This window comes from Kribbella pratensis (assembly GCF_004366075.1).
Lineage (GTDB): Bacteria > Actinomycetota > Actinomycetes > Propionibacteriales > Kribbellaceae > Kribbella > Kribbella pratensis.
Map to the genome: position 1 here is coordinate 807,510 of NZ_SODU01000004.1, position 21,833 is coordinate 829,342.

At 68.4% G+C, this 21,833-nt stretch carries 21 protein-coding genes; 8 read left to right on the forward strand and 13 right to left on the reverse strand.

Annotated features, from left to right (window positions below; all coding sequences use genetic code 11):
• Positions 1–44 precede the first annotated feature (44 nt).
• Both EV137_RS36225 and EV137_RS36230 read left to right on the forward strand, forming a co-directional pair.
• Positions 45–596, forward strand: coding sequence for a hypothetical protein (locus EV137_RS36225; RefSeq protein WP_134132635.1), 552 nt, complete (start codon positions 45–47; stop codon positions 594–596).
• The gene (locus tag EV137_RS36230) at positions 593–1,051 is read left to right on the forward strand and encodes a hypothetical protein (RefSeq protein ID WP_134132636.1); all 459 of its coding nucleotides are present in this window, start codon (positions 593–595) and stop codon (positions 1,049–1,051) included. Before EV137_RS36225 ends, EV137_RS36230 begins: the two co-directional genes overlap by 4 nt.
• 9 nt (positions 1,052–1,060) lie before the next feature.
• Here the strand turns inward: EV137_RS36230 and EV137_RS36235 are convergent, their stop codons facing one another.
• The 9 genes from EV137_RS36235 to EV137_RS36275 form a co-directional block, all read right to left on the reverse strand.
• Positions 1,061–2,419: an FAD-binding oxidoreductase gene (locus EV137_RS36235; protein WP_134012721.1), complete on the reverse strand. Its 1,359-nt coding sequence runs from the start codon at positions 2,417–2,419 to the stop codon at positions 1,061–1,063.
• Positions 2,420–2,609: 190 nt separating this feature from the next.
• Positions 2,610–3,275, reverse strand: a complete 666-nt coding sequence (locus EV137_RS36240) for a GntR family transcriptional regulator (RefSeq protein ID WP_134132638.1) — start codon at positions 3,273–3,275, stop codon at positions 2,610–2,612.
• A 41-nt stretch (positions 3,276–3,316) separates the two neighbouring features.
• The gene (locus tag EV137_RS36245) at positions 3,317–4,231 is read right to left on the reverse strand and encodes a D-2-hydroxyacid dehydrogenase (RefSeq protein WP_134132639.1); all 915 of its coding nucleotides are present in this window, start codon (positions 4,229–4,231) and stop codon (positions 3,317–3,319) included.
• Positions 4,231–5,052: a carbohydrate ABC transporter permease gene (locus tag EV137_RS36250; RefSeq protein ID WP_134132640.1), complete on the reverse strand. Its 822-nt coding sequence runs from the start codon at positions 5,050–5,052 to the stop codon at positions 4,231–4,233. The genes EV137_RS36245 and EV137_RS36250 overlap by 1 nt, the downstream gene beginning before the upstream one ends.
• Positions 5,052–5,951, reverse strand: a complete 900-nt coding sequence (locus tag EV137_RS36255; protein ID WP_134012713.1) for a carbohydrate ABC transporter permease — start codon at positions 5,949–5,951, stop codon at positions 5,052–5,054. Before EV137_RS36255 ends, EV137_RS36250 begins: the two co-directional genes overlap by 1 nt.
• Positions 5,948–7,246 (reverse strand): ABC transporter substrate-binding protein, encoded by a 1,299-nt coding sequence (locus tag EV137_RS36260; RefSeq protein WP_134132642.1) that lies wholly within the window; start codon positions 7,244–7,246, stop codon positions 5,948–5,950. Before EV137_RS36260 ends, EV137_RS36255 begins: the two co-directional genes overlap by 4 nt.
• A gap of 10 nt (positions 7,247–7,256) precedes the next feature.
• Positions 7,257–9,071, reverse strand: a complete 1,815-nt coding sequence (locus EV137_RS36265) for an alpha-amylase family protein (protein WP_134132643.1) — start codon at positions 9,069–9,071, stop codon at positions 7,257–7,259.
• Positions 9,068–9,916 (reverse strand): 2-hydroxy-3-oxopropionate reductase, encoded by an 849-nt coding sequence (locus tag EV137_RS36270; protein WP_134132644.1) that lies wholly within the window; start codon positions 9,914–9,916, stop codon positions 9,068–9,070. The genes EV137_RS36265 and EV137_RS36270 overlap by 4 nt, the downstream gene beginning before the upstream one ends.
• Positions 9,913–11,991, reverse strand: a complete 2,079-nt coding sequence (locus EV137_RS36275) for an alpha-amylase family protein (RefSeq protein WP_134132646.1) — start codon at positions 11,989–11,991, stop codon at positions 9,913–9,915. Before EV137_RS36275 ends, EV137_RS36270 begins: the two co-directional genes overlap by 4 nt.
• A gap of 81 nt (positions 11,992–12,072) precedes the next feature.
• Between EV137_RS36275 and EV137_RS36280 the strand changes: the two genes are divergently transcribed.
• A complete protein-coding gene (locus EV137_RS36280) occupies positions 12,073–12,870 on the forward strand; it encodes a hydroxypyruvate isomerase family protein (protein WP_134132647.1) in 798 nt (265 codons plus the stop codon).
• Between the two features lie 67 nt (positions 12,871–12,937).
• On the forward strand, positions 12,938–13,489 hold the full coding sequence (locus EV137_RS36285) for a dihydrofolate reductase family protein (protein ID WP_134012701.1): 552 nt from the start codon (positions 12,938–12,940) through the stop codon (positions 13,487–13,489).
• Here EV137_RS36285 and EV137_RS36290 read toward each other — a convergent pair.
• Positions 13,474–14,385 (reverse strand): LysR family transcriptional regulator, encoded by a 912-nt coding sequence (locus tag EV137_RS36290; protein ID WP_134012699.1) that lies wholly within the window; start codon positions 14,383–14,385, stop codon positions 13,474–13,476. The two genes, EV137_RS36285 and EV137_RS36290, sit on opposite strands and share 16 nt — an antisense overlap.
• A 78-nt stretch (positions 14,386–14,463) precedes the next feature.
• Here EV137_RS36290 and EV137_RS36295 point away from each other — a divergent pair, with 78 nt between their 5' ends.
• Positions 14,464–15,372 (forward strand): DMT family transporter, encoded by a 909-nt coding sequence (locus tag EV137_RS36295; RefSeq protein WP_134132648.1) that lies wholly within the window; start codon positions 14,464–14,466, stop codon positions 15,370–15,372.
• Positions 15,369–16,403, forward strand: a complete 1,035-nt coding sequence (locus EV137_RS36300; protein ID WP_238175788.1) for an alpha/beta hydrolase family protein — start codon at positions 15,369–15,371, stop codon at positions 16,401–16,403. The genes EV137_RS36295 and EV137_RS36300 overlap by 4 nt, the downstream gene beginning before the upstream one ends.
• A gap of 8 nt (positions 16,404–16,411) precedes the next feature.
• Here EV137_RS36300 and EV137_RS36305 read toward each other — a convergent pair whose 3' ends face one another.
• From EV137_RS36305 to EV137_RS36315, 3 genes are all read right to left on the reverse strand, one after another.
• Positions 16,412–17,128 (reverse strand): hypothetical protein, encoded by a 717-nt coding sequence (locus EV137_RS36305; protein ID WP_134132650.1) that lies wholly within the window; start codon positions 17,126–17,128, stop codon positions 16,412–16,414.
• Positions 17,129–17,283: 155 nt separating this feature from the next.
• Positions 17,284–17,970 (reverse strand): MFS transporter, encoded by a 687-nt coding sequence (locus EV137_RS36310; RefSeq protein ID WP_134012695.1) that lies wholly within the window; start codon positions 17,968–17,970, stop codon positions 17,284–17,286.
• The gene (locus tag EV137_RS36315; protein ID WP_134132651.1) at positions 17,967–18,311 is read right to left on the reverse strand and encodes a hypothetical protein; all 345 of its coding nucleotides are present in this window, start codon (positions 18,309–18,311) and stop codon (positions 17,967–17,969) included. The genes EV137_RS36310 and EV137_RS36315 overlap by 4 nt, the downstream gene beginning before the upstream one ends.
• 154 nt (positions 18,312–18,465) lie before the next feature.
• On the opposite strand from EV137_RS36315, the gene EV137_RS41665 reads away from it, so the two are divergent.
• Positions 18,466–21,045, forward strand: a complete 2,580-nt coding sequence (locus EV137_RS41665; protein WP_238175789.1) for a sensor histidine kinase — start codon at positions 18,466–18,468, stop codon at positions 21,043–21,045.
• Positions 21,042–21,689 carry a response regulator transcription factor gene (locus EV137_RS36325; RefSeq protein WP_238175790.1) on the forward strand — a complete coding sequence of 216 codons (648 nt, stop codon included), beginning with the start codon at positions 21,042–21,044 and terminating at the stop codon, positions 21,687–21,689. The genes EV137_RS41665 and EV137_RS36325 overlap by 4 nt, the downstream gene beginning before the upstream one ends.
• Positions 21,690–21,833: the final 144 nt, after the last annotated feature.

Below are 21,833 nucleotides of genomic sequence, written 5' to 3' on the forward strand. Positions count from 1 at the left end.
GCTGGGGACCGCGGATCCACACGTGCGACCGGACTGGAGTTCTGATGGGTACCGTCCTGACCATCGTGATCATCGTCGTGGTGCTGATCGCGGCCGCGGCGCTTCTGTACCTGTACCAGCGCAGACGCTCGGGCGAACTGCAGCAGCGGTTCGGTCCGGAGTACGAACGCACACTGGAGGAGTCGGGCGATCGTCGCAGCGCCGAGCGCGATCTGCGCGAGCGGGAACGCCGGGTGTCGCGGCTGCACATCACGCCGCTGAGCCGTGAGTCCGCCCAGACCTACCGCGCCGAGTGGGCCGAAGTGCAACAGAGCTTCGTCGACCGTCCCGCCGGAGCGGTCGCGGACGCGGACCGGCTGGTCCTGCGGATGATGCGCGAAGCCGGGTACCCGGTCGACGAGTTCGAGCAGCGGGCCGACGACGTGTCCGTCGGGCACCCTGACGTCGCGATGCACTACCGCGAGGCCCACCGGCTCGCCGTCGCCCAGGCGCGCGGCGAGGCCGATACCGAGGACCTGCGGCGCGCGGTCACGGCGTACCGCCACCTTGTCGACGCCCTACTGGAAGACAGCGAGCACACCCAGGAGCAAGCATGACCACCAACGATCGCCGTGGCGTCCCGCTCGACGACGACCGCACGCTCGACGACGACGATCTCGAGCCCGACCCCGACCTGGCCGGGCACCGCGACGTCGACGACGGCCGTACGTCGACCGCTGAACCCGACCGCGCAACAGAACGCGCAACCGACCGGGCGAACGACCGGACGAACGACCGGACGGCTGGCGGACCGCTGGTGGCAGAGGACTCGGCCGTCGACTTCCGGGCCCGCTGGGACGTCGTCCAGCAAGGCTTCGTGGACGACCCGCGCAACGCCGTCAGTGAGGCCGACAAGCTCGTCGACGACGTGCTCAAGCACCTGGCGGACGGCTTCGACCGCCAGCACCAGGACCTCGAGCACCAGTGGTCGACCGGCGAGCCGTCGACCGAGGACCTCCGCTCGGCGCTCCAGCGGTACCGCGCCTTCTTCCAGCGCCTCCTGACGTTGTGATGTTGTGAGCTAGGGCGCGATGTTCTGGTTCAGGTGGAACACGTTGTCCGGGTCGTACTTGCGCTTGACCTCGGCCAGCCGGTCGTAGTTCTGCCGGTAGTTCTCCCGGATCCGGCCCTGGTCGTCGTCGGCCATGAAGTTGATGTACCCGCCGGCCTCGGAGTGCGGCGCGACATCGTCGTAGTAGGACCGCACCCACTCGGTCCCGGCCTCGTTGTCGGCCGGGTCCGGCCACATACCGGCGATCACGGTCGCGAAGTTCGCGTCCCGGTAGGCGAACGCGGTCGCGTCCGAGGTCACCCGGTGGCAGGCGCCGTTGATCGGGTAGATGTGCACGGTCGAGTTCACCGCCGGGAGGCCGGGCGCGTGCCGCACGTGCGCCTGGATCGCCTCGTCGGTCAGCTCGGTGACGAAGTTCGCCTTCCAGTAGTGCTGCAGACCGGGCGGCACCAGCGCGTCGAAGGCGCTGTTCAAGGCCGGGTACGGCATCGGACCGACGTGCTCGGCCATCACCGGCGCGAACTCGCGGAACTTCGAGATCTGCGTCTCGCCCTCGTCGAGATCGCCCGCCCAGCAGCCGACGATCGCCACGAACGGCTCGCCGTGCCGGTTCTCCGGGATGAACGGCAGCGGCGGCGCGATCTGGAACGCCGGGAACCCGCCGAGCTGCTCGGGCGCGTCCTTGATCAGTTCCCGGAAGCCCGACAGTACGGCGACCGCGTCGGACATCTCGAAGAACATCGGGCCGCCGTAGATCGTCGACACCGGCGCCAGCCGGAACTCGAGCGCGGTCACCACGCCGAAGTTGCCGCCACCGCCGCGCAACGCCCAGAACAGGTCGTCGTTCTCCTTCTCGCTCGCGATCAGGAACTTCCCGTCCGCGGTCACCACGTCCGCGGAGACCAGGTTGTCGCAGGACAACCCGAGTCCACGGGCCAGGTACCCGATCCCGCCGCCGAGCGTCAGCCCGCCGACGCCCGTGGTCGAGATGATCCCGCCGGTGGTGGCCAGCCCGAACGCGTGCGTGGCCGCGTTGAAATCGCCCCACGTCGCGCCGCCGCCGGCCCGCGCGGTCCGGTTCACCGGATCGACCCGGACGTTGCGCATCCCGCTCAGATCGACGACGACGCCGTCCTCCACGGTGCCGAACCCCGGCACGCTGTGCCCGCCGCCCCGGACCGCGAGCTCGAGCTCGTTGCGGCGTGCGTAGTCGATCGCCGCCATCACGTCACCGGCGTTCTCGCAGCGCACGATCACCCGCGGATGCTTGTCGTGCATCCAGTTGTTGACCCGGCGCGCTGCGTCGTACCCCTCGTCGCCCGCTGCGAAGACCTGTCCGCGCGTGCGTTCTCTCAAATCGTCGATCATTGTTCGCTCCCCGCCACTGCCGTCTGCCGCAGATCGGCGCGCGCGTACGGCGCACACCACGCAGACCGGTCGTCTCCGTCGAGCGCAGCGCGAGAACTTCACCCCAGAAGCGTCTGATCCCCCGACGAGATCCGGCCCTCCCCCAGACCCGCCCCGTTCTCCCCGAGGCTCCCAAGCCGGACGGCTTTCGTCAATCCCCAGACAGGGTGCTGAGCAAGCGGCCCTGCGCCTGCTCGAGGTGATAGGCCAGGTGATCGGCCGCGTCCTCCGGGGCACCCTGCTGGATCGCCTCGAGGATTGCTGCGTGCTCTTCGGCGACCGTGGTCGGCGCGGCCTTGCGGTGCGCCTGGTACTGGCCCATGGTCAGGTGCACCTCGCCGATGATCAGCTCGTGCATCCGGGTCAGCCGGCGGCTGCCGACCGCGGCCACCAACGCCGTGTGGAACGCGATGTCCGCCTCGACCTGGTTCTCGAACAGCCGGTCGCGCGCGGCGTACTCGATCGCGACCTGTGCCCGGGCGGCGTCAGCCGGCACCTGGCCGGTCGCGGCCAGCGCTGACACCGCCGCCTTCTCGATCGTGATCCGGCTGAAGAACAGGTCCCGGATCTCGGCCTCGTCGAGCACCGGAACGACCGCTGTCTTGTGGGCGGTACGCCGCAACAGGCCGAGCGCGGTCAGCCGCTCGAGGGCCGCCTTCGCCGTCGGCCGGGCCACGTTGTACTCCGTGGCGAGCCGGACCTCGGTGAGTTTCTCCCCCTGCGGGATCTCGCCGTTCACGATCCGCTTGCGGATCGACTCGTAGAGCGCGTCGGTCAGCGAGGACGGCCCGAGCTCGAGACGCGCTTCGGTACTCACAACACCCCCTCCAACGAAACTGGTCTGGCAAGTGTACTGGCCTAGTAACCCGCGGCCTTGTCCACCACGTTCCGCAACGGCTCACCGGCGACGAAACGGCGGATGTTGTCCGCGACGATCTCCTGGTGCCGCCGGAGGGTGCCGTCGCTGGTGGCGCCGTTGTGTGGCGTGACGACGACGTTCGGCAACGACCAGAACGGGCTGTCCGGCGGCAGCGGTTCCACTCCGTGCGCGTCCAGGCCGGCGCCCGCGATCTGCCCGGTCCGGAGCGCCTCGAGCAGGGCCTCGTCGTCGGCGATCCCGCCGCGCGAGATACAGATGAAGTACGCCGTCGGCTTCATCCGCGCGAACGCGTCCCGCCCGAAGACACCGACCGTCGAGGGCGTCCGCGGCGTCGTCACCACGACGAAGTCCGACTCCGCGAGCAACCGGTCGAGATCGCACAGCTCGTCGACGTTCGGCGCAGGCTGCTCAGCACGCCGCCGTACGCCGAGAACTCGCATGTGGAATGCCTTCGCCTTCAACGCGAGATCGAGACCGGAGTTGCCGAGACCGTAGATGCCCACGGTCCGGCCGGCCAGCTCGCCGTGACGGTAGTGGTCCCAGCGGTGCTCCGCCTGCGCGCGCATCCACCGCGGTACGTCGCGATTGAGCATCAGCATCAGCAGGATCGAGTGCTCCGCGAGCGAGATCCCGCCGTTGCCGGCGCTCGAGGTCAGGACGACCTCCGACGCGAGCATCTCCGGCGTGAGGTCGGCGTCGACCCCGGCCGACGGACTGTGCACCCAGCGCAGCCGCGGGGCCTTGACCAGCACGTCCGGCGGCACGTGACCGACGACCGCCTCCATCTCGCCGTAGACGTCCGAGGCGTCGTCGAGTGAGTCGACGAAGCGCACCGCCTGCTCCCCCGCCGCCGCGACGTACGCCGGTGATTCCTTGCCCACTACAACGATCATCACTTCAGTCCCGTCGTCGCGATGCCGCGGATCAGGTACTTCTGGGCCACGGCGAAGAAGATCAGGATCGGGACCAGCGACAGCAACGACATCGCGAACAGCATGCCCACTCCACTCTGGGTCTCGGAGTCGACCATCGAGTTCAGCGCCACCGGCACGGTGAACGCCTGCGTCCTGGTCAGGTAGATCAACGGTACGAAGAAATCGTTCCAGGTCCAGATGAAGGTGAAGATCGTGGTCGTCACCAGCGCCGGTCGCATCAGCGGCAGCACGACGTACCAGAAGGTCAGGAACGGGCCGGCGCCGTCGATCCAGGCCGCCCGGTCGAGCTCGCGCGGCAAGGTCCGGATGAACTGGACCATCAGGAAGACGAAGAACGCGTCGGTGGCCAGGAACTTCGGGATCAGCAGCGGCCAGTAGGTGTTCACCAGGCCGAGCTGAGAGAAGAAGATGTACTGCGGAATCACGAGCACGTGGAACGGCAGCATCACCGAGGCGAGCGTGATCGCGAAGTACACCTTCCGCATCCGGAACTGCAGCCGGGCCAGCGCGTACGCCGTCAGTGAGCAGGAGAACAGGTTGCCGGCGATCGAGGCGAGCGTGACGATCAGCGAGTTCACGAAGAACACCGAGAAGGGCCGGTTCAGCGCGTGCCAGCCGTCCTTGAAGTTCTCGAACGTCAGGTCGGACGGGATGATGCCCGGTTCGGTCAGGATCTGTTCGGGCGGTTTGAACGCGCTCACCACCATCCACACCAGCGGATAGATCATGAACGCCACGAACACCAGCAGCCCGGTGTGTTTCAGGACAGAGCGCTCCATCAGCTGTCTCCGTAGAAGACCCAGTACTTCGAGACCAGGAAATGCAGTGCTGTCACCACGGCGATCGCCACCATCAGCACCCAGGCCAGCGCCGATGCGTAGCCCATGTCGAAGGCGACGAACCCCTGCTGGTACACGTACAGCGTGTAGAACAGCGTCGAGTTCGCCGGACCGCCGGTGCCGCCGCTGACGATGTGCGCCTGGGTGAAGGTCTGGAACGCGCCGATCGTCTGCAGGATCAGGTTGAAGAAGATGATCGGCGTGAGCAGCGGAACCGTCACGTGCGTGAATTGCCGCCAGACACCCGCGCCGTCGACACGCGCCGCCTCGTACAGCTCGTCAGGGATCTGCCGCAGGCCCGCCAGGAAGATCACCATCGGCGAGCCGAACGTCCACACGTTCAGCACGATCAGTGTCGCCAGCGCGGTCCGCGGGTTCTGCAACCAGCTCTCGCCGTGGATCCCGATCAGCGCCAGCCCTTTGTTGATCAGGCCGTCGTCACCGAAGATCTCCCGCCACAGGATCGCGATCGCCACCGAAGACCCCAGCAGTGACGGCAGGTAGAACGCGCTGCGGTAGAACGCCAATCCGCTCAGGCCGCGGTCGAGGATCAGCGCGAGCAGCAACGCGAAGGCGAGCTGCAGCGGCACCGACACCAGCACGTAGATCAGGGTCACGCGGACCGAGGCCCAGAACTGGTCGTCGTGGATCATCCGCTGGAAGTTCTCCAGCCCGGTCCACTCCGGCGGATTGAGGATGTCGTAGTTCGTGAACGCCAGGTACAGCGACGCGAGCAACGGCACCGCGGTGATCAGCAGGAACCCCAACTGCCAGGGGATCAGGAACACGTGTGCCGCCCGCCCCTGGCGATTGAGGTAGAACTTCGAGCGGGACGTCATGCGGCCCGCTTGATCCCGGCGCCGATCTCGTCGACCAACTTCTTCGCACCGGCCGGCACGGCCGTCTTGCCCAGCGCGATCTCCTCGCAGATCCGGGCCATCGTGGTCCGCCAGGTGCTCGACCCGGGAGGCGCCTCGTACCGCGGCTTCCGCTCGGCTGCGCGTTCCTTCGCGACGACAGCGAGCATCTCCTTCTCGTCCGGGCTCGCGAACGCGGCGGCCTGCTCGGCGACCTTCGGGTTCGTCGGCGCGCCCATGGTCAGCCGGACGGTCTTCAGCATCTCGGCGTTGTTCACGTTGTAGTCGAGGACCTTGCCGGCCGCCTCCAGGTTGCCGTCGTCGATCCGCTGGTAGATCGCCATCCGCGGGAAGTACAGGTACTTGTGGCCGGCCGGCGCGCCCGCGGCGATCGGGGCCGCCCGCAGCCGGAACTTCTCCTTCGGGAACATCTTCGCGTCGTCGATGATGTGGTTGGAGTTGCCGAAGTTCACCAGGACCTTCTTCCCCACCTGAGCCCAGTCCGGGCCCATTCCCTCCTGCTCGCTGAGCGACAACGCACCGCCGGCCTTGCGCAGCTTCTCCCACCAGTCGAGCCAGCTGCCCAGACCGTCCACCGTGAACCCGACCTGACCGTCCTGGGTCCACAACTGCTCACCCCGCTGCCGCAGCCAGGCCTCGAACGTGAGGTCGTGGTCGGGTGCGTACGGCGTACCCTTGCGCTTCCCAGGATTGTTCTTGCTGTAGGCAACGAGGAGCTCGGCGAGACTGTCCCAGGTCCAGCCCGGCCCCTCGGCGGGAATGGTCACGCCGTCGGCCTTGGCGACGGTCTCGTTGTAGCGGATCACCGGAGTGAAGATGCCGAACGGCAGCGTGTTGAGCTGCCCGTCGAGCTTGAAGGTCTCCAGGTCTTCCTTGCTGTAGTCGTCCCACTTCAGCGTGGGAATGTCGTCGAGCTTCCGGTACAGCTTGCTCTTGTGGTACGTCATCACCTGCGGCGACGCGATCCAGAAGATGTCCGGCACGTCGCGGGCCGCGATCTGCGTCGTCATCCGTTCCTGGAAGGCGGTGTAGTCGGCGAACTCCGGCTCGATCGTGATCGACGGGTTCGCCGTACTGAACTGCTTCAGGGCCTTGGTGTAGTTCTGCTGGCGGATGTTGTTGCCCCACCACGCGTACCGCAGCGTGACGTCGCCACCACCGCCCGACGGTCCGCCGCCACTCCCGCTGCACCCCGCGACAGCGGTCGCCGCGAGCCCGGTTCCCAGTGAAAGCTTGAGAAATCCTCGCCGATCCATCTCGTTCTCCTCACACACAGACGAGTACGTCGAACAACCCGATCTCCGGCACCTGCACCCACCCGTCGCTTACCGGCAGGTCCTCCTGCGCCACCAGCGCCCGCACCTCGCGTACGCCGGCCGGCACCCGCGACCAGGCCGGTCCGATCCGTACGGGCGGAGCGAATCGCTGGTCGGTGTCCCCCGATCTGTTCAGCAGATGTACGACGAACCCCGCCGCCGACCGCCCCACCACGATCTCCACCTGCTCCGGCAGGTCCGTCTCCACCGCTCCGCCCACCTGATCCACGAACAGATCGCGATGAACGCTCAACCCCACCTCCCGATAGGCCTGTCCGATGGTCCACGGGAACAGCACCACGTTGCCCTGCTTGACCATCCCGGGATGGTCGAGCAGCACGTGTCCGTAACACTTCTCCGGTGGGCCGTACGGCGCTCTCGACAGGGCTCGCAGCGCGACCTCGGCGTCGGACGGCGCCTCGATGACGTTGAAGGTCCCGAACACCGGGACACCACCCTCGAGGTGGAGCGACCGGGTCTCCGCCTCTGTCTCGTACCGCGCGAGCGTCCGGACGGAAAGCGCCGTTGTGGTGCCGGTGGCAACTACTCGACCGGCATAGGCGCCTAGGTCCACTGGTCCGACATTCGGCAGCACGACCGTTCGATAGCGGCTCAGGTCCGCCTCGCCAAGACGCTCTTCCGGCAGCACGTCGAACGGCACATGGCGCTGCAGGAGCGAGAGGTAGAGACCTTCGAACTCGGCCCGAGAGTGCACTGGTCTGACCAGTAGCGTCTGCGCGGCCGGTACCAGGTCGCGATAGACCTCCGCGTGGTCACGGTGGAACCGCGTGAGCCGGGACGCGACGTCCAGGCAGGCGTACGGCGTGGTGCCCGGTGTCCCCATGATGTACGTCGAGGGGTTGGCGCCGCGGCCGATCGCCTGCACCAGGTACTGCGCGAAGTGATGCGGATCCTCACTCGCCATCCGGTACGGCATGTCCACGAAGCCCACCGAGTTGGTCAGCACCGGGACCGTGGGACGGAACGTCTTCGCCGCGCTCACGCTCTCGCTGGTTCGGTGATGCCACAGCCGTCGCCCGACCGCGTTGTTCGCCTCGTGAAACACGATGTCCGCCTGATCGCCGAGGACCAACGGTGCCTCCGGACGTCGAGCCGCCAGGTGCTCCCGGATCCTGCCGGTGAGATCGGCCAGCACTTCCTTCGAGAACCGTAGCCAGTCCGCATACCCGGGTGAGTCACGGTCGTCCGGCAGCACCCCGTCGTACCGCTCCTGACAAGCCACGCAGTGGCAGACCCCGTGGTAGACGCGGCTGTAGTCGACCTCGTTGAACGACATCCAGTTGCAGAAGAAGCCGTCCAGCGGATATCGATCGAGCACCTCGTCGAGGACCTCGAACAGCATCACCTGGTAGTAGTCACCGCTCGGGCACACGCTCGTCAGCCCGTTGTAGACCTGCCGCGCCCCGCTCGGTCCGACGAAGCACCAGTCCGGATGTGCCTCCGCCCGTCGGTGGTCGATCTTGGAGAAGTCCATCCGGCCCATCACGCGGATGCCGCGCCGCGCCGCCGCCTTCACCGCGTCGCCGACCAGGTCACCGGACGGGCGCTCCGCCAGGTACGGGTTGCGGGTCTGGAACTCCAGATCAGTCGGGTAGTTCGACAGGATCCCGCCGACGCTCAGCAACCAGGTGTCAGCGCCGAAATCCTCCAGATAGTCCAGCACCGATTCGACGTCCAGCCCGGCGTCGATCTCGCGCAGGTTGGTCTGGAACATCCGGAACGGGTCCTGCCACCACAACCTCATGACTGCTCCCGGCGCAACGTCCGGTAGAGCGCGGAGTGGTCCAACTCCCCGTCTCCGTCCGCGATGGCAGCGTTCATCAATTGCTGCGTCGCGGCGGTGTTCGGCAGCGGCAGATCCAGTTCGGCTGCGGCCTGGACGGCCAGCCCGAGGTCCTTGCGGTGCAGCCGCAGCCGGAACCCCGGCTCGAAGGCTTCGTTGACCATCCGCTCGCCGTGCACCTCGAGAACGCGTGAGCTTGCGAACCCGCCCATCAGCGCCTGCCGTACGACGGCGGGATCCGCGCCGGCCCGTTCCGCGAACAGCAGTCCCTCGGCGACCGCTTCGATGGTCAGCCCGACGATGATCTGGTTCGCGACCTTCGCGGTCTGCCCGGCGCCGGGACCGCCGATCGGCGTGACGTTCTTCCCGAGGACGTCGAAGATCGGCCGCGCCCGCTCGAACACATCCGGCCGGCCGCCGACCATGATCGTCAGCGTCCCGTCCCGCGCACCGACCTCGCCGCCGGACACCGGGGCGTCGAGGTAGTCGCACCCCAGTTTCTCGATCAGCTGCGCGAAGCCGATGGTCGCGGTCGGCGAGATCGAACTCATGTCGATCACCAACGACCCCGGCCGCAGTCCCTCAGCGGCGCCGCCCGGCGCGAACAACGCCGCCTCGACGTCAGGGGTGTCCGGCACCATCAGGATCACCACCTCGGACCGCTCGGCCACCTCCTTGGCCGACGCGCACACCTGTGCCTCGAGGTCGGTCCGGCCGCGATAGACGGAGAGTTCGTGGCCGGCAGCAACCAAGTTGTCCGCCATCGGCCGGCCCATCACCCCGAGCCCGACGAACCCGATCCTCATAACTGGCTCCAATCGACGTGCACGACCTCGAGCAGCCCGGCGGTCGGGATCACGATCTCTGCCCGCCCGTCCACGACCGCCGGCTCCAGGTCGACCCCGGCCACCAGCAGGCGGACCTTCGGCCGATCCGCCGGTACGGCGATCGACACGGTCTGCGGCGGCAGCGGGAGGGTCTCGCGGATCGCTCCTCGCATCGCCATCGGATTCGTGAGGTTGACCAAGGCAACGGCGACTTCGTTCTCGCCTCGATGGACTGCGACGTCCACCAATCCAGCACCCTCGACGGTCACCGACGGCGTCTTCCCCAAAGCCCAACCGACGGCGTTGGCGATCAAGCGACCATGGTCGGACTGCAACGCCTCCCAGAAGATCGCTCCGAGGTCGAACGGGAAGTACACCGTCCGGCCGCCCTGGGCATTCTCCGTGCAGATCACCGCGGGCTTGTCCGGAGCCTCTCGCTGGTACACCTCCTCCATCGGCAGGTCCGGGAAGTCCGGGATGAACCGGAACGGCGTCACAGCGTCCGACTCCACCCCGATGATGTGGGTGCCGCCAATGATCCGCGTCGTACCATCGAAGCCGGCGTTCAACGGATGCGCGTCCGTCAGCGCGATGTAGTTGTTCTGCACCGGCCGGCTCGCCTCGGTCAGGCGGACGCCGAGCGCGTCCCCCAGACCGAAATCGGCCCGCTGGTTCCCGTTCTCGTCGTACAGCGAGCTCTGGTACGCCGCCACCAACGACCCGCCACCCTCGACGTACGACTGCAGGATCGCGCACTGGTCGTCGCTGAGCTGCTCGGCGTTCGCGAGGACGACGACCTTGAACCCGCTCAACCGCTCCACGGTCATCGCCTGGTCGGAGACGAACTCGAACGGCACGCGCGCCTCGACGAGCGCGTGGTAGAAGCCGTCCTCGTGGTCGTTGTCGCCGGCCCGCAGCTGACCGGTCCGGGTCGGGTCGAGCAGCGCCACCTCGGCAGTGATCCGCAGATCCTTGAGCACCGGTTCGACAGCTGCGTGCAGGTTGAACGCCTCGACCACCGGCCGCACCCAGCGCTGGTCCGGCACGCTCGCGTTGAACTTCGTGAACCACGGCAGCGCGCCCTGCGCGAACCCGTCGACGATCCAGGTCTTCGTCTCCTCCGGCGGCGCGACGGAGTCCTTCCAGCGGTACTTGTGCTCGGGCCCGACGGAGGTGATGAGTCGTACCGGACGGTCCGGGAACACTCCTCGATTGCGCTTCCCGTTCCGGCCGGCCGCCCACGGCGCCTCGATCCCGTGCCGGCCCTGCTTGTCGATGATGAACAGCGGCGCGACCGGCTCGGCGAGATCACGGGCCAGGTCGCGCGCCGCAAGCGCACCCATGTTCGGCACGAAGCGGGCATGCGGGCGGAGGTCGCGGACCGCCTGGTCCCAGATGCCGACCAGGTCCCCGAGTCGCCGGCGCCGCCAAGCGACGTACTCCGGCCAGCCCTCGCCGTGCTCCTCGGACGGCAACTCCAGACCGGTCTCGTCCCGGAACGACCTGCGGGCGTCCTCGCTGTACGAGATCCCGTAGTACCCCTCCCACCGATTGGCGAAGACCGCGTCCACGCCGTACTCGCGGACGATCTCGCGAATCACCTCGGTGACGAATTCCCGGTGGTACGGCGTGAACGCGCACGTCAGCCAGATACCGGGGTACGCCCAGTGCTCGATCGGGTTGCCGTCCCGGTCGCGGGCCAGCCATTCAGGGTGCGCCGCTGCGGCGTCGGCGTGGACCGCGTGCGGGTCGACCCGCGCCATCACACTCATGCCGAGGCTGCGGGCGCCGTCGACGAGCGTGCCGAACGGGTCGGTGCCGCTGAGGAACTTGCTCCGGTAGTGGTACTCGATCTCCGTCGGGTAGTAGGCGACGTACCCGCCCGCGCTGATGCAGGTCGCGTTCGCCTTGCTGTCGCGCATCAGCCGCAGCCAGAAGTCCGCGTCGAAATGCGCGGGATCGTCCTCGGCCAACGTGATCTGGGCCCAGCGGGTCGCCGCCAACGGCCAGTCCGGATCGGAGTCGACTACTTGGTTCTCGTGCTCGGTGTGCATCGCACCTCCGGCGTCGTTGGTAGTCGTAAGATTGTTAGACAAGAATGCACGACTGGCAAGAGCTGATGTTAGTCTTCGGCGATGAAGTATCGCGGCCACGAGCTGAGTGCGAACGTCTCGATGCTGTTCACCGAGCTGCCGTATCCGGAGCGGTTCGCCGCGGCGGCGCAGGCCGGTTTCCGGGTCGTGGAGTCCTGGTGGCCGTTCGCCGTACCCGATCCGTCGACGGCCGAGGTCGACGACTTCGTGCGCACCGTGTCGGCCGCCGGGGTGTCGCTGGGCGCCTTGAACTTCTACGGCGGAGACATACCGGGCGGGGAGCGCGGCGTCGCATCGCATCCGGATCGGCAGGAACAGCTGACTGCCAACGTGCGAGCGATGGTCGGGATCGCCGAGCGCACCGGCTGCCGGCTGTTCAACCTGCTCTACGGGCAACTCGACGACCGCTGGTCGCCGGAGGAGCAGGAGAAGACTGCGACAGCCGCGATCGGTGCCGCCGCCTCGGCCGTGGCCGCCGTGGGTGGCACGGTCCTGATCGAGCCACTGACCAAGGGGTTGAACGGCCGCTATCCCCTGCTCACCGCGGACGACGTCGTGCGGTTCCTCAGCGGCCCACTGCGGGACATTGACAATCTCTCGCTGTTGTTCGACACGTTCCACCTCGGCAGCAACGGGGTCGACCTGCTCGCCACGGCGTCGACGGTTCCGGTCGCGCACGTCCAGCTCGCCGACAGCCCGGGACGCGGCGAGCCGGGATCCGGAGGGCTGCCGATCGACGCGACTCTCGACGCGTTGCGAGCTGCCGGATATCAGGGCGTCGCAGCCTGCGAGTACAAACCGACGACGGACACCCTCGAAAGTCTCGGCTGGATTTCCTGAACCGATGTCAAAGCCGGGCGACCTGCTCCGACCGGGAGGCACAGGCAGCCATCACCGGGAGGACATCATGCGGAAGATCATGTACTACGTGCACCAGTCGCTCGACGGCTTCATCGAGGGGCCGAACGGCGAGTTCGACTGGCCGGTGCTCGGGCCGGAGCTCGGTGCGTACTCGATGTCGCTGACCGAGCGCGCCGACCTGTTCCTGTACGGGCGGACGGTCTGGGAAATGATGTCGTCGTACTGGCCGAACGCCGAGGCGATGAACCCCGACCAGCACGCGATCGAGTTCGCGCCGGTCTGGCGCCGTACGCCGAAACTCGTCCTCTCGACGACCCTCGAAAGCGCCGATTGGAACACGCGCATCGTCCGCAACGCCAAGGACCTCGAGGCGATCAAGGCGGAGCCGGGCAAGGACATCCTGCTGACGGGGAGCTCGACCGTCGCGGCGGCGCTGACCGGGCTCGGGCTGCTCGACGAATACCACGTGATCGTGCACCCGGTGGTGCTCGGCGGCGGCAAGCCGGTCCACCAGCCGACCGGTCGACGTACGCTCCGGCTGGCGGAGACCCGGTCCTTCGACGACCGGACCGTGCTGCTGCGTCACGACCTCGTTTGATCGGTGGCAGCAGTGGCCAGAGCATCGGCGACTGCCGCGACCGCGGGAGTTCGGGTACGGCGGGTCAGCAGGAACACCGCCCGCCCGACATCCCCTTCGGCCGGCAGCCGTACGGCGACGCCTGGAGCGCCCGCACCGATGACGAGATCCGGGAGCAGTGCGCCCGCACCCGTCGTACGGACGAGCTCGAGCAGGATGAGGAAGTCGTCGGAGCTGTAGCGGATGTCGGGCTCGAACCCGCCGAGCTCACGGCACACGCGGACGTGCATCTCGCGGTGACCGGTGTTGGGCTGGCACGCAGCCCACGGCAGGTCTGTGAGCTGCCTCAGCGGGACGCGGTCGGCAGCGGCCTCCGGATGATCCTCGGGGAGAATGACGCGGATCTGTTCGCGGAGCAGGTGCTCACGATGCAGGTCGGTGTGTACGGCGCGCGGCTGGCCGTCGTACTCGTCGCCGACCATGACGTCCAACTGCTGCAACCGAAGCGCGGGCGCGGCCTGCTCGACCTCGAGCTCGGCGGCCTCGACGCGGATATCGGGATGCGTCGTCGCGAGGCTGCGAATCGCCGGAGCGACCACGCGAATGAAGGCGGACTGGAACGACGCGATCCGGACCACTCCCGCAACCCGGCCGGCCGCGACGGCAGCCAACTCCGCCTCGGCTGCTTCGACTCCGTCCAGCAGCGCCGTCGCGTGCCGCACCAGCACCTCGCCCGCCGCAGTCAGCCGCACATTGCGACCGACCCGCTCGAGCAATCGGGTCCCGGTCTCACGCTCCAGAACGGCCAGTTGCTGCGAGATCGCGCTGGGCGAGTAGCCGAGCGCGCGGGCCGCGCCGTGAACTGTTCCGCGGCCGTGGACCTCCCGCAGCAACCGCAGTCGGTGCAGATCCATCATTCGTTCAGCTTAGCTTCACAATGCTGTCCGTGAAGCCGTGATAGACGTGAACGGTCTGCTCCCCTGACCATCGATGATGTGGGACGCCTCTTCTGCCTTCTTTCCGCCGCCACCTTCGGGGTCATGGCCGTCTTCGGCAAGCTCGCGTACGACGCGGGCGTGTCAGTGGACGCCCTCCTCCTGGTCCGCTTCGGTCTCGCCGGCGCGCTACTGCTCGCCCTCGCGTTCGCCCGCGGTTCGCTCCGCAACCTGCCCCGCCGGGCCGTCCTCACCGGACTCGGTATGGGCGTGTTCGGGTACGCCGCCCAATCCGGCCTGTACTTCTCCGCGCTGGCTCGCATCGACGCGTCACTGGTCGCGCTGCTGCTGTACCTGTATCCGGTGCTGGTGATGGTCGGGGCGATCGCGCTGCGCCGCGAACGCGCGTCACGCCGGCGCCTTGGGGCGCTGGCGGTCGCGCTGGTCGGGATCGGGCTGGTGCTCAGCGGGGCGATGACCGGGCGGTTCGACCTGCTCGGCGTCCTGCTGGCGTTGGGTGCACCAATCGTCTACACCGGCTACATCCTGGTCGGCGATTCGCTGACCACCGACGTCCAGCCGCTCGCGCTGACGGCGCTGGTGTGCACTGGCGCCTTCGGCACCTTCCTGGTTCTCGGCCTCTTCCGCGGAACTGATCTGACGTTTGCCCCGATCGGCTGGCTGTGGCTGGCCGCTGTCGCGCTCATCAGCACCGTCGCGGCGATCCTGTTCTTCTTTGCCGGGATGGCCCGGGTCGGCCCGTCGGTGGCCTCGATCCTGTCGATCTTCGAGCCGGTCGTGACGGTCGTCGCGGCGGCGCTCGTCTTCGGCGAGCACCTGAGCGCCGTGCAGTGGCTGGGTGGAGCGCTCGTAGTGTCCGCCGTACTGATCGTGCAGTGGCCCGGCGGCCAATCGTTGCCGGAACTTTCGCGGACTTCTCCGGAGGCCACGGCAGACTTGGCTGTATGAGCCGGCGGATGGCGTGGGCGGGAGTCGTCGCGTTGATGACGACGGCCGCGATCACCTGCACCAACGACGACGCGGCACGCCCTGCGCCGCCACCGAGCGCGACCTCCCCCACGCCGTCCGCCGCTCCCCCGACCACCTCACCACGACCGACCGTCCCGACTTCGACCGCTCCCAACCCGGTATCGCTGCAGGCGTTGACGACGAAGAAGTACAACGGCGGCGGCCTTCGACTCGGCCGCGTGCTCGCCCGCAACTCGGCGTACACGCGCTATCACGTCACCTACCGCAGCGCGACGCTGACGATCTCGGGGATCATGAACGTCCCCTCAACCCCAGGACCGCACCCGGCACTCGTCCTGAACCACGGCTACATCGACCCGGCCGTCTACACGAACGGTCGCGGACTGATGCGTGAGCAGGACTACCTCGCCCGCCGTGGGTACGTCGTCCTCCATACCGACTACCGCAACCACGCCGAGTCCTCGAAGGATCCGAGCTCCGAAATCAACCTGCGACTCGGCTACACCGAGGACGTCGTCAACGCCGTCCTCGCGCTCCGCACCTCGCAGTACGTCGACCCATCGCGGATCGCACTGCTCGGCCGCTCGATGGGCGGCGGAATCACCTACAACGTGCTCGCGACGCAGCCCGGTCTCGTGCAGGCCGCCGTCGTTTTCGCGCCGGTCAGCTCGGACGCCGTCGACAACTTCAACCGCTGGACGCGACCGGATCGGCCGGTCGCCGCCCAGATCCTGCACAGGTACGGCGAACCGGCAACGAACCCGTCGTTCTGGCGAAACCTGTCCGCGGTGAACTTCTTCGGCCGCGTGACCGAGCCGGTGCTGATCCACCACGGCGAGTCCGACTCGACCTGCCCGATCGCGTGGTCCCGCGAAACCCTCGCCGCTCTCAAGGCTGCGGGGAAGGACGCGACGCTGTTCACGTACCCCGGCGAGGAACACGCGTTCGGCCCCGCGTGGCCGACGTCCATGACAAAGACAGTAAGTTTCCTCAAGCAGCACGGGGTTTGACCACGGCGTCAGGCGGGCTTGCAGGCCGGCGCGTCCGCGAGGGCCGCAGTGGCGCGGGCCGCCGCGTTGAGATTCCGTGGCGCGGCGGTCCAGGCGGCGACCCAAAGATCCTGCGCATGCTCGGCGCCGAAATCCCCCGCCGCGTGAGCGGCCATCGCCTGCAAATGGGCCGCCCAGTCCCCCGCGGCGGCGCGGTCCGCCGAGCCCGCGGCGTCGATGGCGGCGAGCCGCAGCTTGCACACCGCGGCCGCCTTGCCCGGTACGCCGGCACAGCCGCCCTTCACCTTCGCACGCTCGGCGACCGCTGAATTCACCGCGACTTCATCCGCGGGACCGAGCAGCCGGGTGCGCTTCCAGATTGCCTTTGTCTGTTCCTCGGAATTCTTACCGGCCAGCAAATCGGTCCGTGCCTGTACGTGTTCACGCCAATGCTCAGTGGCATTACCCGCCGCCGCGACAACGGCTTCCGCCGCCTGGATTTCCTTGACGCACGCGGCCGCGCCCGGATTCACCACGTTGCGCTCGGTCGCAGGCGGCGTACTGAGCGTCGGGGTTGCCTGATGTGCCGAATGCGTGGTGATCTGTGCCGACCGATCCGCGGACCCGCCCCCGGAGCCGGCCTGTGCGATCGCCACCCACGCCGCGGCGCCCAGCGCGGCGACGATCCCGACAGCCAGCCACACCGCGCGATGCGCCTGAGGTATTGCCCGTTTCGCTCGCGACATAATCCTCATCCCCAATTCGAGAATGCTGCCACGGGGACGCGAGAAACGCGACCAATGCACGGTACGCGACGGTAGTCCTGCATTCCGTGCGATTATTCTTCAGGGTTTGAACCCGCGCGCCCAGGCCCGTCCGGTCCGACGGGCCCGGGAACGCTTCACGACAGTGGCTGCCATTCGTCGTTCGGCATCCGGAGGATCGCCCACCCCACCGCGGCGAACCCCACTGCCTGCAGTCCCCAGCCGACCAGGTCGAGCGGGTGGCTGCTGATGATGACCGAGATCAGGTGCAGCGGCTGCGAGACCGCGACCGCCAGCGCCGCCCACCGGCCGCCCACTCCGGAGCGCCACATCGCGATCCCGAGCAGGATGGTGCCGAGTACGTGCCCGACCACGAACACGGTTCCGGCGACATCCACCGAGCCGTGAGTGACCTCGGCGATCCTCGTGATCGTCGCCTGATCGACACCGGCGGTGCCCGCCGACCAGGTGAACACGTCGCTCCCCGCCAGCCAGGGCAACGACAGGTAGCCCGGGACGATGAGGAACACCGCGATCCCGGTCAGCCAGGGCGCGCCACGGCGGGCCAGTCGTCCGACGAAGTACACACCCGGCACCAGCGTGACCAACGCGAGGTAGGACAGCCACAGGATCGTCGAACTGCGATCGAGGTGACCGACGATCTTGCTGGTCATTGTCGAGACGTCGTCCGCGGTGTCGTACGGAAGCAGGAACCGGAGCAGCGCCACCGCGGCCGGCCCGATCGGCAGGACGAGCGCTGCCACCAACCGCCACGCGGGCCGGATGTCCGGGCGGGACGTCGTACGGCTGATCGTCTGTGTCATCGCGCACCTGCCAACTCGCGCTTCGGCAGCAGTACGGCGATCACGCCGACGACCGTCGCAGCGACGCCGAATCCGGCCGCGGCGACTGCGGCAGCGGGTACATCGGACACGAAGAACGCCGGTACGGCGAGCAGCGCAGAAGCCAACCGCAGCGTGATCAACGGCGCCAGCGTCCAGCGCTTCCCGCGCCAGGCGTACCCGACCAGCACCAGGCTGATCAGCCCGATCACCGCGGCCCCGATCGCGACGCTCATCGGCGGGTGATCCCCGTCCGTGAGGAGCGGTGTCGCCACGTCCATCAGGGCGAGCAGCCCGAGGAGAACCAGCCCGAATCTGTACATTTCCCAACCCCCTTGTTTCGGTGTTGGCACCACCGTCGTCCCTGCGGGCAGCTGTCCGCCTGAGGGTGGATTCCCTCCCCGGCGGGCAGTTCCCCGCCCGATCCGGGATCGCTTTCCCGAGACGCCGGGAACCTTTCGGGAGCACACTGCGGATATGACAACGTCCCGGAACCGCCGAGGCCTCGCCGCCGCGCTGGCCGCGCTGGTGGTCGCCGAGGTGGTTTTCGCCGTGGCCTACGGCGTCTCGATCGGGTGGGGCTGGCGCGAGCTGGTCGACAGTTTCTCCGTGACGAACGGCCTGATGGGCCTCACCTTCGGCCTGTGCGGCGCGGTGATCGCCTGGCACCGGCCGGCCAACCCGATCGGCTGGCTGTTCCTCGCGGACGGCATCGGGCACGCCACCACGCCGTTCGCCGACACCCTTGCCTATGTCGTGCACGGCGAGTTCGCGCAGCGGGTGCTCGTTACCGTCTCGATGGCTGCCTGGCCGTGGTCGATCGGACTGTTCCTGCCGCTCGCGCTGTTGCTTTTCCCGGACGGCCGGTTGTTGTCCCCGCGCTGGCGCTGGGCCGCGATCGGGATCATTGTGACCGCACCGCTTTTCGTCCTGGAGATGATCGGGAGCGGCGAAGCGATCTCGCCCGATCTTCCTCTCGGCTTAGTGACCGTGCCGAACTTCGACGCTCTGCAACCACTGTGGACAGCGACCGAGGTGCGCAACCTCGCCGCACTCCTGCTGGCTCTGATCTGCCTCGGGATCCGCTACCGCCGGGCCGACGAAGCGGGCCGCCGGCAACTGCTGTGGTTGCTGCTGGCCTCGGTGATCGCGCTGCTCTTCGTCGTCCCGTGGGCCTTCGTCGCCGGTACGCCGATCCTCGTCCTGCTGGCGATTCCGCTGATCCCGATCGCGGTCGCCGTGGCGATCGTCCGCTACCAGCTGCTCGACATCCGGTTGGTCGTGTCGCGTGCGCTGACGTGGGCGCTCTTGTCGCTGGTTGCCATTGGCATCTATGCGGCGTTGGTCGCGTTACTCGACTCGCTGATCGCGTCACAGGTCGGGCGGTCGGCCGCGGTGACCGTGTTCGTGGCGCTGGTCATCGCGCCGGTGCTGCCCCGGCTTCAGCAGCTGGTCGACCGAGCCCTGTACGGCGACCGCCACGATCCCGCGCGCGTGGCGTCCCGGGTCGGCGAGCAACTGTCTGCCGGCCTTCCGGGCGTGGTCGCGGCAATCCGCTCCGCACTACGCCTCCCATACGCCGCCCTCATCGTCGACGGCCAAGTCATCGCCGCCAGCCCCACCACCACCGACCGCACCGCCACAGACAGCAGCACCCAGACGAACGGTTCCGCCCCTGACGTCCGCGCGATCCCGAGCGGTCCCGCCGCCGACAGCAGCGGGCACGCGGACGGTTCTACTGTCGACCGCGGCGGGCACGCGGACGGTTCTACTGTCGACCACAGCGGGCACGCGGACGGTTCTACTGTCGACCACAGCGGGCACGCGGACGGTTCTACTGTCGACCACAGCGGGCACGCGGACGGAGCGGCTGTTCACCGCAGCGGATACGCGGGCGGTTCTGGTGGAGGTTCCGTCGTACCGCTGGAGTTGTCGTACGGGGGTGAAGTGGTGGGGACGCTCGAGGTTGGGGTGCGGTCGGGCGAGTCGGGGTTGTCGTCGGCCGATCGCAGTGTGCTCGGGCTGGTCGCCGTACCGCTGGCGGTCGCGCTGCACGCGACGCGATTGTCGGCGGAGTTGCAGTCGTCCCGCGAGAAGCTCGTGTCCGCGCGGGAGGAGGAACGTCGACGGCTGCGGCGGGACTTGCACGACGGTCTGGGGCCGACGCTCACCGGCGTCGCGTTCTCCGCGGACGCCGCTGCGAACCTGATCACCACCGACACCCCGCAGGCTGTCGAACTGCTTGCGCGGTTGCGCTCCGACACTCGGTCAGCGATCGCCGACGTCCGTCGTCTGGTCGAGGACCTGCGGCCCCCGGCACTCGACGAACTCGGGCTCGTCGGAGCACTGCGGCAACGCGCGGACCAGCTGTCTTTCCGTGCCGACGGAGCAAGGCTGCAGGTGGAGGTCGCAGCCGAGGGATTGCCGAGATTGCCCGCCGCGTTGGAGGTCGCCGCGTACCGGATCGCGACCGAGGCGCTGACGAACGTCGTACGGCACTCGCGGGCAACCTCCGCCGTACTGACGCTGCGCTGCGGGACCGCGTTGGAGATCGAGGTAACCGACGACGGCCCACCAGGCGAGAACTGGCGGCCCGGCGTCGGCATCCAAGCAATGAACGAACGAGCCGCCGAACTGGGCGGGACCTTCGAAGCCGGCCCAACCGCCCACGGCGGCCTCGTCCGCGCCGTCTTCCCCCTCCCCACTTCCACCACCGACACCCCGCCCCACTCTCGCGACGCCATTCCCGCCCAAACTCCCGCGGCCTCCGACACAGACTCGCCCGCCGCCCCCTCTACCACGGGCACCCCCGCCGCCCACGCTTCCGCCGAAGCCGGCGCCTCAGCCGCGCGCACCCCCGCCGCCCACGCTTCCGCCGACGGGCCCGCCGAAGCCGACGCCTCAGCCGCGCGCACTCCCGCCGCCCACGCTTCCGCCGACGCGCCCGCCGACCCCGATGCCACGCGCCCTCCCGCCGCCCGCAGTTCCACCGACGCGCCTGCCGGACCGAGTCCCGCAGTACCGTCTGCCGAGGCTTCTTCCTTGGAGTTGCGGTGATCCGGGTCGTGCTGGCCGACGACCACCCGGTGGTTCGGGCGGGGTTGGAGGCGCTGCTCAGTTCATTGCCCGGGATCGAGGTTGTCGGGGTCGCCTCCACCGGTCGTGAAGCGATCCGCGAGGTCGTCACGACCCGCCCCGACGTCGCCGTACTCGACCTCCAAATGCCCGGCCTGGACGGCTTCGCCGCCACCCGCGAACTGGCCCGCGCCGCACCCGAGGTTGCCGTCCTCGTACTCACCATGTTCGAAGACGACGACTCGGTCTTCGCCGCCATGCGCGCCGGCGCCCGCGGCTACCTCGTCAAAGGCGCCGAACAGGAGGAGATCGCCCGCGCCATCCGAGCCGTAGCCGCCGGCGAAGCCATCTTCGGCCCCGGCGTCGCCCGCCGCGTCCTCACCTTCTTCGCTGCCCCGCCACCCACCGACCCGTTCCCCGAACTCACCACCCGCGAACGCGAGATCCTCGACCTCCTGGCCGCCGGGCTCTCCAACCCCGCGATCGCCACCCGCCTCGACCTGGCACCGAAGACCGTCGCCAACAACGTCTCCACCATCTTCACCAAACTGGGCACCGCCGACCGAGCCACCGCCATAATCCAAGCCCGCAACGCCGGCCTAGGCGTACCTAACGGCAGGACGTAGTCGACCAACCGCCCCTCGCGCCCGCCCGAGCCCCTCTCCCAGCGCGCAGATCTGCCGACTACCTCCTGTCGTTAGGCGCGCTCGGCATACCTAAGAACGGGTGGTCCCCCCGGTCCCGCCCTTCTCTCCCGGCCCTCCTCCGAC

What these genes read in the sequence shown, in the direction of transcription:
- EV137_RS36225 (WP_134132635.1), top strand. Translation starts at nt 45, where the DNA reads ATGGGTACCGTCCTGACCATCGTGATCATCGTCGTGGTGCTGATCGCG.
- EV137_RS36230 (WP_134132636.1), top strand. Translation starts at nt 593, where the DNA reads ATGACCACCAACGATCGCCGTGGCGTCCCGCTCGACGACGACCGCACG.
- EV137_RS36235 (WP_134012721.1), bottom strand. Translation starts at nt 2,419, where the DNA reads ATGATCGACGATTTGAGAGAACGCACGCGCGGACAGGTCTTCGCAGCG.
- EV137_RS36245 (WP_134132639.1), bottom strand. Translation starts at nt 4,231, where the DNA reads ATGATCGTTGTAGTGGGCAAGGAATCACCGGCGTACGTCGCGGCGGCG.
- EV137_RS36250 (WP_134132640.1), bottom strand. Translation starts at nt 5,052, where the DNA reads ATGGAGCGCTCTGTCCTGAAACACACCGGGCTGCTGGTGTTCGTGGCG.
- EV137_RS36255 (WP_134012713.1), bottom strand. Translation starts at nt 5,951, where the DNA reads ATGACGTCCCGCTCGAAGTTCTACCTCAATCGCCAGGGGCGGGCGGCA.
- EV137_RS36260 (WP_134132642.1), bottom strand. Translation starts at nt 7,246, where the DNA reads ATGGATCGGCGAGGATTTCTCAAGCTTTCACTGGGAACCGGGCTCGCG.
- EV137_RS36265 (WP_134132643.1), bottom strand. Translation starts at nt 9,071, where the DNA reads ATGAGGTTGTGGTGGCAGGACCCGTTCCGGATGTTCCAGACCAACCTG.
- EV137_RS36270 (WP_134132644.1), bottom strand. Translation starts at nt 9,916, where the DNA reads ATGAGGATCGGGTTCGTCGGGCTCGGGGTGATGGGCCGGCCGATGGCG.
- EV137_RS36275 (WP_134132646.1), bottom strand. Translation starts at nt 11,991, where the DNA reads ATGCACACCGAGCACGAGAACCAAGTAGTCGACTCCGATCCGGACTGG.
- EV137_RS36280 (WP_134132647.1), top strand. Translation starts at nt 12,073, where the DNA reads ATGAAGTATCGCGGCCACGAGCTGAGTGCGAACGTCTCGATGCTGTTC.
- EV137_RS36285 (WP_134012701.1), top strand. Translation starts at nt 12,938, where the DNA reads ATGCGGAAGATCATGTACTACGTGCACCAGTCGCTCGACGGCTTCATC.
- EV137_RS36290 (WP_134012699.1), bottom strand. Translation starts at nt 14,385, where the DNA reads ATGATGGATCTGCACCGACTGCGGTTGCTGCGGGAGGTCCACGGCCGC.
- EV137_RS36300 (WP_238175788.1), top strand. Translation starts at nt 15,369, where the DNA reads ATGAGCCGGCGGATGGCGTGGGCGGGAGTCGTCGCGTTGATGACGACG.
- EV137_RS36305 (WP_134132650.1), bottom strand. Translation starts at nt 17,128, where the DNA reads ATGTCGCGAGCGAAACGGGCAATACCTCAGGCGCATCGCGCGGTGTGG.
- EV137_RS36310 (WP_134012695.1), bottom strand. Translation starts at nt 17,970, where the DNA reads ATGACACAGACGATCAGCCGTACGACGTCCCGCCCGGACATCCGGCCC.
- EV137_RS36315 (WP_134132651.1), bottom strand. Translation starts at nt 18,311, where the DNA reads ATGTACAGATTCGGGCTGGTTCTCCTCGGGCTGCTCGCCCTGATGGAC.
- EV137_RS41665 (WP_238175789.1), top strand. Translation starts at nt 18,466, where the DNA reads ATGACAACGTCCCGGAACCGCCGAGGCCTCGCCGCCGCGCTGGCCGCG.